The 13290-nt window shown below is 69.3% G+C and carries 11 protein-coding genes; 2 read left to right on the forward strand and 9 right to left on the reverse strand.

What is annotated here, in order from left to right:
- Positions 1–23 precede the first annotated feature (23 nt).
- From AB0C16_RS23730 to lon, 8 genes are all read right to left on the reverse strand, one after another.
- A complete protein-coding gene (locus AB0C16_RS23730) occupies positions 24–791 on the reverse strand; it encodes a MerR family transcriptional regulator (protein ID WP_357686078.1) in 768 nt (255 codons plus the stop codon).
- A 279-nt stretch (positions 792–1070) separates the two neighbouring features.
- Complete coding sequence (locus tag AB0C16_RS23735) at positions 1071–2300, reverse strand: trypsin-like peptidase domain-containing protein (RefSeq protein WP_357686079.1); 1230 nt, start codon at positions 2298–2300, stop codon at positions 1071–1073.
- 285 nt (positions 2301–2585) lie between these two features.
- Positions 2586–4121 (reverse strand): AMP-binding protein, encoded by a 1536-nt coding sequence (locus AB0C16_RS23740; RefSeq protein WP_357686080.1) that lies wholly within the window; start codon positions 4119–4121, stop codon positions 2586–2588.
- Between the two features lie 98 nt (positions 4122–4219).
- Positions 4220–4834: a hypothetical protein gene (locus AB0C16_RS23745; protein WP_357686081.1), complete on the reverse strand. Its 615-nt coding sequence runs from the start codon at positions 4832–4834 to the stop codon at positions 4220–4222.
- A 136-nt stretch (positions 4835–4970) separates the two neighbouring features.
- Entirely contained in the window at positions 4971–5795 is an 825-nt protein-coding gene (locus AB0C16_RS23750; RefSeq protein ID WP_357686082.1) for a MetQ/NlpA family ABC transporter substrate-binding protein, read from the reverse strand.
- A 12-nt stretch (positions 5796–5807) separates the two neighbouring features.
- Positions 5808–6464, reverse strand: coding sequence for a methionine ABC transporter permease (locus AB0C16_RS23755; protein WP_357686083.1), 657 nt, complete (start codon positions 6462–6464; stop codon positions 5808–5810).
- On the reverse strand, positions 6461–7411 hold the full coding sequence (locus AB0C16_RS23760) for an ATP-binding cassette domain-containing protein (RefSeq protein ID WP_357686084.1): 951 nt from the start codon (positions 7409–7411) through the stop codon (positions 6461–6463). The genes AB0C16_RS23755 and AB0C16_RS23760 overlap by 4 nt, the downstream gene beginning before the upstream one ends.
- Before the next feature lie 429 nt (positions 7412–7840).
- Positions 7841–10201, reverse strand: a complete 2361-nt coding sequence (gene lon / locus AB0C16_RS23765; protein WP_357686085.1) for an endopeptidase La — start codon at positions 10199–10201, stop codon at positions 7841–7843.
- 166 nt (positions 10202–10367) lie between these two features.
- Here lon and AB0C16_RS23770 point away from each other — a divergent pair, with 166 nt between their 5' ends.
- Positions 10368–11642, forward strand: a complete 1275-nt coding sequence (locus tag AB0C16_RS23770; RefSeq protein ID WP_357686086.1) for a histidine kinase — start codon at positions 10368–10370, stop codon at positions 11640–11642.
- Positions 11639–12295, forward strand: a complete 657-nt coding sequence (locus tag AB0C16_RS23775; protein ID WP_357686087.1) for a response regulator transcription factor — start codon at positions 11639–11641, stop codon at positions 12293–12295. The genes AB0C16_RS23770 and AB0C16_RS23775 overlap by 4 nt, the downstream gene beginning before the upstream one ends.
- Here the strand turns inward: AB0C16_RS23775 and AB0C16_RS23780 are convergent.
- Positions 12262–12699 carry a hypothetical protein gene (locus AB0C16_RS23780; protein WP_357686088.1) on the reverse strand — a complete coding sequence of 146 codons (438 nt, stop codon included), beginning with the start codon at positions 12697–12699 and terminating at the stop codon, positions 12262–12264. The two genes, AB0C16_RS23775 and AB0C16_RS23780, sit on opposite strands and share 34 nt — an antisense overlap.
- Between the last annotated feature and the right edge of the window lie 591 nt (positions 12700–13290).

Genomic DNA, 13290 nt, shown 5'->3' on the forward strand with positions numbered 1-13290 from the left:
CTTCAAACCTCATCCGGCGAGGTTCAGCTCAACCGGGCGTGCGCGTATGCGGCCATGGCGTCGCGCATGTACTCGGCGAGGCCCTCGGCGATCCGCTCGTAGTTCGCCCTGAACTGCTCGTCGTCGACCTGCATCCGGCCCAGGTGGGCGTATTCCACCGCGGTCGGCGTCCAGAATCGGGTCATGTGCCGGTAGTGAGCGTCGAGCTCGGCGAAAACCGCAGGATCGTCGGTGGGTGTGCCGGCGGCCATGAGCTCGGCCATCCGGATCATTCCCGCCGTCGCTTCCTGTTGCATGCGGTCGATCTCCTGCGGAGTCAGGGTGTCCAGGAGCTCCTGCTGCCCGGACCGCTCCCAATGCTCCGGCCACCGTTCGCGGGCCTTCGCGCCGTACCGCGCCCCGTCGAACCCCTCGAACAGATTCTCCGGCCTACTGATTTTGGACATGTCACCCTTCCCGTTGTTCTCCTGGAGTTCGGCGATGGTGCGAGCCACCATGCGGGCCACCGCGTCCAGCCGGTCGCGCTCACCCAGCAGCCGCTGGTGATGCTCGCGCAACGCCGCCACCGGGTCGGTGTGCCGGTCGACGATCTCCTTGATCTCGGCGAGACCGAGGTCGAGCTCCCGCAGCACCAGGATCTGCTGTAACCGCAGCAGCTGATCCTCCTCGTAGTGGCGATAGCCGTTGCCGCCCACCCAAGCCGGTGTCAGCAGCCCGATCTCGTCATAGTGGCGCAGGGTCCTTGACGACACTCCCGACATCCGCGCCACCTGTGCGATCGACCATGCCATGGCCTGCTCACCCGTCCCCCGCCCATCACCGTGCCGGTTCTTCCGGCTCGTCCATGACGGTAGATGTTGACGTAACGGCAAGGTCAAGCCGGGATCGAACGGTCAGGGAACGCACGAACGGGGGCCGGCCCGGTGATGGCCACAGTCGGGAGCCGTATGCGCCGGCAGCTCCTGCCGGCCGGTACGTCTCTTCCGCCGCGATGAGAACGCCGGAAACGGGGGGTGTGCCGCCAAGTCCGCAGCGATCTCGACGGCACACCCGTCCGTGAGGGGGTCCTGTTATTTCTTCTCTTCGAGGGTGACGGTGACGTTACTCGTCCGACCGTCCCTCATATATGAGATCTGTACCTGTTGGCCCACTTTGAAACCTCTGACCTGCCCAACAACCGTGTCCCCGCCGTCGACCGCCTTGTCACCGATCTTGGTGATGAGGTCTCCCTGCTTCAGTCCCGCCTTCTCCGCCGGGCTTCCGGCGGTCACCTGACGGATGAGCGCGCCGGGCACGTCGCCGGAGGCGTCGGTGACGCTCACCCCGAGGAACGCGTGGCTGACCTTGCCGCTGCTGATGAGCTGGTCCGACACCTGCTTGGCGGTGTTGATGGGGATCGCGAAGCCGACCCCGATGTTGCCGGTGCCGCCACCGGTGGCGATGGCGGTGTTGATGCCGATCAGCCGGCCCGCGGCGTCGACCAGGGCGCCGCCGGAGTTGCCGGGGTTGATCGCCGCGTCCGTCTGGATGGCGCCGCCGATCGTGGTGGCCTGGCCCGCCTGACCGCGCTGGCCCCAGCCGGGCGGCAGTTGCTGCTCCTGCTCGCCGCCGACGGTGAGCGTGCGGTCCAGCGCGCTGACGATGCCCGCGGTGACCGATCCGTCGAGGCCGAGCGGGCTGCCGATGGCCAGGACGGCGTCGCCGACCTTGAGCTGGTCGCTGTCGCCGAGCGTCGCGGCGATCAGCCCCGACATGCCCTCCGCCTTGATGACCGCGAGGTCGGTGGCCGGGTCGGTGCCCACGACCGAGGCCTTGGCCGTCTTGCCGTCGCTGAACTTGACGGTCATCTGACCGCCGCCCTGCCCGGCTCCCGCGACCACGTGGTTGTTGGTGAGGATGAGCCCGTCGTCCGACAGCACCACGCCGGAGCCCTCGCCGGTGCTGCCCTGGATCATCACGACCGACGGCTGCACCTTCTCCGCGACCTCGGCGACGGTGAGCTGGTTGCCCGCCTGCTTGAAGACCGGACCCGGCGCGGAGGCCACGCGGTCGTCCTGGAACGAGGTGGCGACGACGGCCCCCACGGCGCCGCCGCCGATCGCCATGGCGGCCAGGGCCAGCCCGGCGATGGCCTTCCGCCCCGCGGAGACGCCCGGCTTCCTGGGCGAAGGCGGGGGTGGGGGTGGGGGCTGCTGCATGATGACGGTGTCGCGCCGGGGGAAGCCCCCGGCGGAGGGCGGTGTGTCGCCGAACTGGCTCCAGCCGCCGGTGCCCTGCTCGCGAGGCTCGTTCGCGTTCATCTCGTTCTCCTCAAGTCCCGATGACTCAAGAGTGCCAAGGCGCGTGTAAGTGCACGTTAAGGCGATGATCGAAGGTTCGTGAGACGCCTGACGCGCGCTTTATCACCGCTGGTGGGCGACCGGTCACAGGCGGGAGGAACGCCTGCCGTTTCGGTGTGAGACCGGCCACATCGGGCGGCGGAAGGTGCACCGGGAGGAGATCGTGGAGCTCGCCGAGCCGCACGGGCCGGACCGGGCGGAGGGCGAGGAGACGGCGTGACCCTCCACGCCCTCCGTGCCGGCCGGCTATGCCCTGGCGGGCCAGTATTCGTCGCGCAGCAGCCGCTTGTAGAGCTTGCCCGTGGGGTGGCGGGGCAGTTCGTCGCGGAAGTCGACCGACTTGGGGCACTTGTAGTGGGCCAGGTGCTCGCGGCAGTAGGCGATCAGCTCGGCCTCCAGCTCCGGCCCGGCCTCGGCCTCCGGCATCGGCTGCACCACGGCCTTGACCTGCTCGCCCATCTCTTCGTCCGGCACGCCGATGACGGCCACGTCGGCGACCTTGGGGTGGACCGATAGGAGGTTCTCGGCCTCCTGGGGGTAGATGTTCACGCCACCGGAGATGATCATGTACGAGCGGCGGTCGGTCAGGTAGAGCAGGCCGTCGGCGTCCAGGTAGCCGATGTCGCCGAGGGTGGTCCAGCCTCTGCCCTTGGGGTCCTGGACCGAGCGGGTCTTGTCGGGGTCGCCGTGATACTCGAAGCTGCTGCCGCTCTCGAAGTAGATCGTCCCCTGCTCGCCGGGCGGCAGGTCGTCGCCCTCCTCGTCGCAGATGTGCACGGTGCCGAACAGCGATCGGCCGACGGTGCCGGGGTGTGCGAGCCACTCCTGGGGGCCGGCGTACAGGAAGCCGTTGCCCTCGGTGCCCGCGTAGTACTCGTGGACGATCGGGCCCCACCACTCCATCATCTGTCGCTTGACCGGGACCGGGCAGGGGGCGGCCGCGTGGATGGCGCACTGAAGCGACGAGATGTCGTACTTTTTCCGTGTTTCTTCGGGCAGCTTGAGCATCTTGATGAACATGGTCGGCACCAGCTGCGAGTGCGTCACCCGATACCGCTGCACCAGCTCCAGGTACTGCTCGGGATCGAAACGTTCCATCACCACGACCGTCGCGCCGAGCCGCTGGAACGTCATGCAGTAGCGCAGCGGCGCCGCGTGGTAGAGCGGAGCGGGCGACAGGTAGACGCTGTCGGCCGTCGGCGCGAACAACCCCGTGATGAGCTGGAGCAGCAGGCCCGGTTCCGACATCGGGGCCTGCGACAGGACCGGCTTGACCCCCTTGGGCTGGCCGGTGGTGCCCGAGGAGTAGAGCATGTCGGCGCCCTGGCACTCGTCGGCGATCGGCGTCACGGGCCGGCCGGCCACCGCCTCCTCGTAGGACTCGAAGCCCTCGGCGATGCCGTCGAGCATCAACCGCAGCTCGACGCCCGGCGTGGCCGCGGTGACGGACGCGGCGACGTCGGCCAGGCTCGCGCTGGAGATGAACACCCGGGCGCCGCAGTTGCTCACGATGTAAGCGAGCTCGTCCGTCCGCAGCCGGGAGCTGATCGCCGTGTAGTACAGGCCGGCGCGGTGCGCTCCCCAGGCGATGGCCAGGAAGAGGGGGTGGTTGGGCAGCATGAAGGCGATATGGTCACCGGGCCGCAGGCCCGCGTCGCGGAACAGGTGGGCCAGCCGGTTCGATTCCTCGTCGAGCTGGCGATATGTGACGACCTGGCCGGAGCCCGCCATGATCACAGCGGGCTTGTCTGGGGTTACTGCTGCGATGGCTCCCGGATGCATGAACCGAACACTATTCGGTCGCCTCGCCGGGCGCCAGGGTATCCGGGCACGACGAAATCGCGACCTCACCGTCGAGATCGCGATTCCGTCAGACCCGGTCAGGGAGCGGCGTGGTAAACGTCCTTCCAGCCGGAGTGGTGACCACTCGGGCCGCCGAAGTGACCCCTGCTCACGTCCACGTAGATGTGGGCGGCGTCCTTACCGGAGAACGAGTAGTGGGCCGGGAACTTCTCGCAGTTGCGGAAGCTCTTGAAGTACGCGTGACCGTCGTGGTTCACGACCTTGAAGGTCTCCCATGCGCACTTCTTGTTGCCCCACCACTTGTTGTTGTAGAGGGTGCTGTCGACGGTGAAGACGTAGCGGTGCTTCCAGACCCACGCACGCTTCTTGTGCTTCTTGAAGACGACCTTGCACACCTTCTTGTCGCCGGACTTGCCGGCCTTGCACACCTTGTGCTTGACGACGTAGGTCTTCCAGTACCAGTGCTTGTAGGCCTGCTTGTCCACGGTGACGTGGCCCTCGGCCTTGGCCTTGTGGTCGCTGGAGAAATAGGGCCCCCAGTCGTCCTCGAAGTAGGGCGACGAGGTGGGGGCCGTGGCGGTTGTCGCGTTTGCTGCGGACGTGGTCGCCGCGTTGGCGGCGACGGGCGCGCCGACGGCCACCATTGAGGCAGCGGCGGCGGCGCCGATCAGGATGCGCGAAACGAGTCGCACTTGGGTCCTCCTCGGGAGAGGTTTTGCTGTCCCCGCATTGGTATGCCGAGGGGATTGCCACCCGCTTACATTTCGCTTTAATTGCGCTATCGCCCCTGATATAGGGCTTTTTCCGATCTTGTCCGCATTTTCAACATCATTCTGCGGGGATCACAGAACCTTCATACTTCTGCTGGATGAAATCCTTGACTCTCTGGTCCTGGAGGAGCTTTCCGAGGGTCACGATGTTGGCGTCCTGCTCGTGCCCGGCCGGCACGACCAGCCCGTTGACGTACGGGTTGGCCTCGGTCTTCTCCAGCGCCAGGGCCTGCGACGCCGGCTTGAGACCGGCCTCGATGGCGTAGTTGCCGTTGATCACCGCGGCGTCGACGTCATCCAGGGAGCGCGGCAGCTGGGCGGCCTCCAGCGGCTTGAAGGCGAGCTTCTTCGGGTTGCCGGCCACGTCGCGCTCGGTCGCCGAGGTGCCGGCGCCCTCCTTCAGCGTGATCACGCCGTTGTCGGCGAGCAGCTTGAGCGAACGGCCCAGGTTGGTGGCGTCGCTGGGCACGGCGACGGTGGCGCCTTCGGGCAGCGCGGCCAGGTCTGCCGCCTTCCTGGAGTAGAGGCCGAGCGGCTCCAGGTGGACCGGGGTGGCGAAGCTCAGCTCGGTGCCCTTGGAGGCGTTGAAGTCGTCCAGGTAGGGCTTGTGCTGGAAGAAGTTGGCGGTCAGCCGGCCCTCGCCGAGCTGCACGTTCGGCTGCACGTAGTCGGTGAACTCGATCACCTCGAGCTTCAGCCCGGCGGCCGGGGCGAGGTTGTCCTTGACGAAGTTCAGGATCTCGGCGTGCGGGACCGGGGTGGCGCCCACCTTGAGCACGGTGTCCGCGGACTCCGCCGCCGGGGTGGTGGCGGACTGCGACGCTCCGCACGCGGTGAGCAACAGCGACAGAGCGGCAGCGCCCACGATGGCACGAATTTTCATGATTTTCCTTACTTACTTATGCGATAGACGCCGGGCGACCGCGTCGCCCAGACTCTGGATCAGCTGCACGATCACGACCAGCAGCACCACGGTCACGATCATGAGCAGGGTCTCGAACCGCTGGTAGCCGTACCTGACGGCCAGGTCACCCAGCCCTCCCCCGCCGACGGTCCCCGCCATCGCCGAGTAGCCGATGAGCGCGACGACGGTGACGGTCAGCCCGGCCACCAGCCCGGGCATCGCCTCGGGCAGCAGCACCTTCCGGACGATCGCCGTCCGGCCCGCGCCCATGGCCTGGGCCGCCTGGACCACGTCCGCGCCGACCTCGCGCAGGGCGGCCTCGACGAGCCGGGCGAAGAACGGCACCGCGCCGACGGTGAGCGGGACGACCACGGCGGCGGTCCCGATGGTGGTGCCGACGACCAGCCGGGTGAACGGGATGATGGCGATCATCAGCACGATGAACGGCAGCGACCGGCCGATGTTGACGACGACGCCCAGCACGGACTTCAGCACCGGGAGGGGCCGCAGCCCGCCCTGGTCGAACACCACCAGCGCCACGCCGATCGGCAGCCCGAACAGCACGGTGAACAGCGTGGACCAGCCGACCATCAGGGCCGTCTGCCAGGTCGACTCCCACAGCAGCGGCGCCATCTCGTCCCAGGTCATGCGGCCACCTCCACCAGCAGGCCGCGCTCGCGCAGGTAGGCCAGCGCGGGGGCGGTCTCCCCGGTGAGGGCGACGCGCAGCCGGCCGACGGCCTCTCCCGCGAGGTCCTCGATCGAGCCGCCCAGGATGCTGACCTCGACGTCGAACTTGCGCACCAGGTCCGACACCACCGGCCGCTGCGGCTCGCCGGTGAAGGTGAGCGTCACCGACCCCGCCGGCGCCGGCTCGGGCAGCGGGAAGATCTCCCTGGTGAGCCGCGATCCGGGCGTCCTGATCAGGCCGGCGATGGAGCCCGACTCCTCGACGCGGCCGCCGGCCATGATGGCGACCGAGTCGCAGACGCTCTTGACCACGTGCATCTCGTGGGTGATCAGCAGGATCGTCAGCCCGAGCTCGGCGTTGAGGCGCTTGAGCAGGTCCAGGATCGACTGGGTGGTGGCCGGATCGAGCGCGGAGGTGGCCTCGTCCGACAGCAGCACGGCGGGGTTGCCGGCGAGGGCCCTGGCGATGCCGACGCGCTGCTTCTGGCCGCCGGACAGCTGGTGCGGGCGGTCACCGCCCCGGCCGCCGAGGCCCACGAGGTCGAGCAGCTCCGCGACCCTGCGTTCGCGCTCGGCCCGGGCGACGCCCATGATCTCAAGGGGGAAGGCCACGTTCGCCGCGACGGTGCGCGAGGAGAGCAGCGCGAAGTGCTGGTGGATCATGCCGATGCGCTGGCGGGCGAGGTTCAGCTCGCCGCTCCGCAGCGCGGTCAGGTCCTGCCCGGCGACGCTGACCGTGCCCTGGTCGGGCCGTTCGAGCAGGTTGACGCAGCGCAGCAGAGTGCTCTTGCCGGCGCCGCTCCGGCCGAGCACGCCGTAGATCTCGCCTTCGCGTACGTGCAGGTCGACGCCGTCGAGAGCGACGGTCTCACCGTACGACTTACGCAGGCCGGACGCCTGGATCACGAAAGAATCCCCACCGAAGAGAGCGGCCACGCCGCTGGACCGACAACGCCATCGTCGAGAGAGCCCGAAGGGCTCAGTGCATGCCCGGGTGGTAGGGCAGATGGCTCAGCCTGCGCAGCACGAAAACAGGGGCGATCATGAGCGACCTATCGGAGGAGGAACGGGTCGGGGATTGCTCAGCGGGCCTGACAGCCCATGGCGCACATTCGCCCCATACGCATGCGACAACACATGACGCCTCGGGCGCCCAGGTCGTTCGCGTATGCCTCGTTCATGCCCGTGCCAACGTCCCCCGGCGCACCTCCTATTCCGGCTCTCGGCGTGATCTAGGTCACTGGGCCGGAAGGTGCGGATCTGAGGTGACCCGCTCGGCGACTGCGACCGCCCCGCCGTGCCCCCCGAAGGGGATGCGGCGGGGCGGGCCGGATGTCAGGCCGCGACCGTGGAGGCGACCTGGGCCGGGGTCAGGGCGATGTCGAGGACCTCGCGCACGTCGCTGACCGTGTGAATGGTCAGCTCGCCGCGCACCTCCTCGGGCACGTCGTCCAGGTCGGGCTCGTTGCGGGCCGGGATGAGCACCGTGGTGATGCCCGCCCGGTGCGCCGCCAGGAGCTTCTGCTTGACGCCGCCGATCGGCAGGACCCGCCCGGTGAGCGAGATCTCGCCGGTCATGGCCACGTCGCCGCGGACCTGGCGGCCCGACAGGAGCGAGGCCAGCGCGGTCGTCAGCGTCACACCGGCCGAGGGGCCGTCCTTGGGCACGGCGCCGGCCGGGAAGTGGACGTGGATCGAGCGGTCCTTCAGCGCGGTGACCGGCAGCTCCAGCTCCGCTCCGTGCGAGCGCAGGTAGGACAGCGCGATCCGGGCCGACTCCTTCATGACGTCGCCCAGCTGGCCGGTCAGCGTGAGCCCGGTGTCGCCGGTCTCGGGGTCGGCCAGCGACGCCTCCACGTAGAGCACGTCGCCACCGGCGCCGGTGACCGCGAGGCCCGTGGCCACGCCGGGCACCGAGGTGCGCTGCTTCGCCTCGGGCAGCGACGACTCCGGCACGAACCGGGGCCGGCCGATGTAGCCGGTCAGGTCGTCCTCGCCGACCGTGACGGGCAGCTCGCCGCCCGCCGCGACCTTGCGCAGGATCCGGGCGACCGAACGCTCCAGCGACCGGACTCCCGCCTCGCGGGTGTATTCGGCGGCCAGCCTGCGCAGCGCCGAGTCGTCGACGGTGACCTCCTCGGCCGTGAAGCCGGCCAGCTCCAGCTGCCTGGGCAGCAGGTGGTCGCGGGCGATCGCGACCTTCTCGTCCTCGGTGTAGCCGTCGAGCGTGACGACCTCCATGCGGTCGAGCAGCGGCCCGGGGATGGCCTCCAGGACGTTGGCCGTGGCCAGGAAGAGCACGTCGGACAGGTCCAGCTCGACCTCGAGGTAGTGGTCGCGGAACGTGTGGTTCTGCGCCGGGTCGAGCACTTCGAGCAGCGCCGCGGTGGGGTCGCCGCGGTAGTCGGCGCCGACCTTGTCCACCTCGTCGAGCAGCACGACCGGGTTCATCGAGCCGGCCTCGCGGATCGCGCGGACGATGCGGCCGGGCAGCGCGCCGACGTAGGTGCGCCGGTGGCCGCGGATCTCGGCCTCGTCACGGATGCCGCCCAGCGCGACCCGGACGAACTCACGGCCCATCGCGCGGGCCACCGACTCGCCCAGTGACGTCTTGCCCACTCCGGGAGGCCCGGCGAGGGCCAGGACGGCGCCGCTGCGGCGGCCGCCCACCACGCCGAGGCCCTGGTCCTGGCGGCGCTTGCGCACGGCCAGGTGCTCGATGATCCGGTCCTTCACATCGGCGAGGCCGGTGTGGTCGGCGTCGAGCACGGCCCGAGCACCCACGATGTCGTAGTTGTCCTCGGTCCGCTCGTTCCAGGGAATGTCGAGGACCGTGTCGAGCCAGGTGCGGATCCAGCCGGTCTCGGGAGACTGGTCGGACGTCCGCTCCAGCTTGTCGACCTCCTTGAGCGCGGCCTCGCGGACCTTCTCCGGCAGGTCGGCCGCCTCCACGCGGGCCCGGTAGTCCTCCTCCTCGGTCTCGGCGGAGTCACCGTTGAGCTCCTTGAGCTCCTTGCGGACCGCGGCGAGCTGCTGGCGCAGCAGGAACTCCCGCTGCTGCTTCTCCATGCCCTCCTGGACGTCCTTGCGGATCGTCTCGGCCACGTCGAGCTCGGCGAGGTGGTCACGCGACCATTCGATCAGCCTGCCCAGCCGGTCGGCCGGGTCGGCGGCCTCCAGCAGCTCGACCTTCTGGGCGGTGGTCAGCCAGGGGGTGTAGCCGGAGCTGTCGGCGAGCAGCGAGGGGTCGTCGATCTGGTTGACCTGGTCGACCACCTGCCAGGCGCCGCGCTTCTGCAGGATCGTGGTGGCCAGGGCTTTGTACTCCTTGGCCAGCTCCTGGGCGCGCTCGCCCACGGCGACGGGGTCGACCGTGATCGCTTCCACCCAGAGCGCGGCGCCGGGACCGGTCGTCCCGCTGCCCACGCGCACCCGGATCACGCCGCGCACCACGGCGGCGGGCTCGCCGCCGGGCAGCCTGCCGACCTGCTCCACGACGGCCTGCACGCCGACCGCGCCGTATCGCCCGTCGATGCGGGGAACGAGCAGGACCTGCGGCTTGTTGAGCCCGGATGCCTGGGCGGCGTCAATCGCCGCGCGCACCTCGGAGTCGGACAGGTCCAGCGGAACCACCATGCCGGGCAGGACGACCTCGTCGTCCAGCGGCAGCACCGGAAGGATCAAGCTCTCACTCATACGAACTCCCCAGGGTTGAGTTATACAGACTCAATTCATTGGAGCCCATCGATGTTCCCTTCCCTGCCGATGTTCGCTCACAGCGATCGTAATTATGTAAGCCATACCTGAGGTGGACGGACCTGAGGGTGACGCCAGGCGAGCCCCGTCCTCGTAGGCTGGTCAGGTGATCTCGGCAGTGATGAATCCCCTCGCGCTCGCGCTCTTCCGGGGTGAGGCCGACCCGCCGCCGCCTCGCTCCCGGCGGCTCAGCCCGGCCGTGCCGGGCCGGCTCCAGGTGATCGCGCCGTTCCAGAGGTTCGACCTCGTGCTGGTGGCCGACCTGCTGCTGGCCTGGATCCTGTTCGCCACCGCGAGCGGCGAGGTCGTGACGGGATACGCGAGCGCCGGCGAATCCTACTGGGAGGGCCTGCCCTACCTGGCCGCCCTCGCCATCGCCGCGCCGGTCGTCCTGCGTGACCGGTGGCCGCTCGCGGCCTGGCGGACGGCCGTCGTGCTGCTGCCGTTCTCGATCCATGTGGGGATCACGATCAAGTCACCGGGCGGCATGCCCTACACGGCCGGTGCCACGATCATGTATCTCCTGGTGCTCTACTCCGTGTCCGTCCGCTGCGACCGGCGCATCACCTTCGCGACCTGGGTCGTCACGGTCCTCGCTCTGTGGATCATCCACCCCGACAGCGTGGCTCTCGGCACGGTGATGGTGACGGTGGCCGTCGTGTTCGGTTACAACGTGCGCGTGCGCCGCACCGCCACGGCCAGGCTGGTCGAGGAGGAGCGCCGCACCCAGGTGGCCGAAGGCGCCCAGGCCGTGCTCGCCGAGCGTTCCCGCATCGCGCGGGAGCTGCACGACGTCGTCGCCCACCACATGTCGGTGATCGCCATCCAGGCCGAGGCGGTGCCGCTGAAGGCCGAGGGCGATCCGGCGCAGCTGGAGGCGGGCCTGGCCGAGATCCGGGCGCTGTCGCTGGAGGCCATCGCCGAGCTGCGCCAGGTGCTCGGCGTGCTGCGCGACCAGGACGGGCGCATCGACACCGCGCCGCTGCCCGGCCTCGACCGGATCGACGACCTGGTCGCCCACGCCCGCGCCGCCGGGCTGGCCGTGCTGCTCAAGCGGCCCGGCTCGCTCGACGGCCTGCCGCCCGCCGTGGGCGTGTCGGCCTACCGGATCGTGCAGGAGTCGCTCAGCAACGCGATGCGTCACGCGCCCGGCGCCACGGTCGCGGTCGACATCGCGCGCGACGATCGCGACCTGCGATTACGCGTCGCCAACGGGCCCGGTGTCTCACCCGGCGGCGCCCCGGGGGCCGGCCACGGGCTGGTGGGCATGCGGGAGCGGTCGACGCTGCTCGGCGGCGTCCTGGAGGCGGGGCCGACGCCGGGAGGCGGATTCCAGGTGACGGCCAGGTTGCCGATCGCGGGAACGGAGGAGACGGGGTGATCCGGGTGCTGATCGCCGACGACCAGGGCATGGTGCGCACCGGGTTCAGGGTGTTCCTGAGCGCGCAGCCCGACATCGAGGTGGTGGGAGAGGCGGCCGACGGCGCGCAGGCGGTCGAGCGGGCCGTCGCCCTCGCGCCCGACGTGGTGCTGATGGACGTCCGGATGCCGGTCATGGACGGACTGGAGGCGACCAGGCGGCTGCTGTCCGGCGGTGGCGGCCCGAAGGTGCTCATCCTCACCACGTTCGACCTCGACGACTACGTCTACGAGGCGTTACGGGCGGGCGCCAGCGGATTCCTGCTCAAGGACGCCTCGGCCGCCCAACTGGCCGAGGCGGTGCGCGTCGTCGCGGCCGGCGACGCACTGATCGCTCCGGCGGTCACCAAGCGGCTGATCCACGAGTTCGCCAGGCTGGGCGCGCCTCGCGCTCCGGCGGCTCGGCGGCTGGCCGACCTGACGGAGCGCGAGACCGAGGTGCTCACCCTGGTCGCCCAGGCGATGTCCAACCAGGAGATCGCCGGCACGCTGGTGGTGGCCGAGCAGACGGTCAAGTCACACGTGGGGCGGGTGCTGATGAAGCTCGGCCTGCGCGACCGGGCCCAGGCGATCGTCTACGCCTACGAGACGGGCCTGGTCCGGCCGGGCGAGTGACGCCTGCCGCCGTGCCGGCCCTGGGCGATCAGCACGATGTCAGGGCTGTCGATCGCTCCGTTCTCGATGGCGTGGCAGCCGAGCCTGGCCTGCAGCAGCCTCTCGTACGCCTCGACGGCCGCGGGGTGCAGGGCCAGCTCCCTGGCCAGGCGGTCGCCCTGCCTGAAGTCGGCCCAGGCGGCCACCACGCCGGGCAGGTGCTGCCAGACGAAGGCGATCGCCGCGAAGGCGTAGCCGGCCCCCATCACCCATCCGGCGTACTCCAGCGCCGCCGCCGACGGCGCGTCCAGCCAGACTTTGGCGGCGAGCCCCGAACCACCGCCCAGCGCGGTCGGCGAGACCAGCAGCCCGATCGTCGCGCCCCGGGGCGGGCGCCTGACCTGCGTCCTTCGCGGCGAGGCCATGCCGGCCGCCTATTCGGGGGAGTCATCACCGTCGGCGGCCTCGTCGGCGTCGGGCGTCGGAGTTCGGGTCACGTTGGAGTGACCGAGCAGATACGCTGAGTAGCCGACAACTATTGGGGTGGCACCTGCCTCATTCGGGGTGACGAACATGGGGAATTGGTGTTGAGTCATGTCGAGTCGCCTTTGTTGTGCCTGACGGGGCGTCGACGGGACGAGGGGGACGACTCCTGCTGCAACAGGATGCCATCGCCCCCCTCGTCCCACGCACGCATGAGTTTGTCTTAATACGCATAACGGGCCTCCCGTTTCCCCGTTCAGAGGAACTCGAGAGACCCACGCGAAATGGATCTTAGATCCACTTCCACTACAGGTCGGGTGTTTCCCGAATAGAGCCGAACATGAAAGAGAATCTCGTTCACGTTCAGCTCAGAGGGCATGTTGGGCCCGCCTGACGGAAGAGTACATAACATCAAGTCCGCCTCGCTCGCGTACTCGTGAATCAAGCTCAGATCAATTCCGCCACACATACCTCATTGATCACACTCCATTCCCCATCCCGCCATGTCGCCGTGCCGCCTTTCCGGTCTGATG

This window comes from Nonomuraea sp. NPDC048916, from assembly GCF_040649575.1.
Taxonomy (GTDB): Bacteria; Actinomycetota; Actinomycetes; order Streptosporangiales; family Streptosporangiaceae; genus Nonomuraea.

What these genes read in the sequence shown, in the direction of transcription:
- AB0C16_RS23730 (WP_357686078.1), bottom strand. Translation starts at nt 791, where the DNA reads ATGGCATGGTCGATCGCACAGGTGGCGCGGATGTCGGGAGTGTCGTCA.
- AB0C16_RS23755 (WP_357686083.1), bottom strand. Translation starts at nt 6,464, where the DNA reads ATGACCTGGGACGAGATGGCGCCGCTGCTGTGGGAGTCGACCTGGCAG.
- AB0C16_RS23780 (WP_357686088.1), bottom strand. Translation starts at nt 12,699, where the DNA reads ATGGCCTCGCCGCGAAGGACGCAGGTCAGGCGCCCGCCCCGGGGCGCG.
- AB0C16_RS23740 (WP_357686080.1), bottom strand. Translation starts at nt 4,121, where the DNA reads ATGCATCCGGGAGCCATCGCAGCAGTAACCCCAGACAAGCCCGCTGTG.
- AB0C16_RS23750 (WP_357686082.1), bottom strand. Translation starts at nt 5,795, where the DNA reads ATGAAAATTCGTGCCATCGTGGGCGCTGCCGCTCTGTCGCTGTTGCTC.
- lon (WP_357686085.1), bottom strand. Translation starts at nt 10,201, where the DNA reads ATGAGTGAGAGCTTGATCCTTCCGGTGCTGCCGCTGGACGACGAGGTC.
- AB0C16_RS23735 (WP_357686079.1), bottom strand. Translation starts at nt 2,300, where the DNA reads ATGAACGCGAACGAGCCTCGCGAGCAGGGCACCGGCGGCTGGAGCCAG.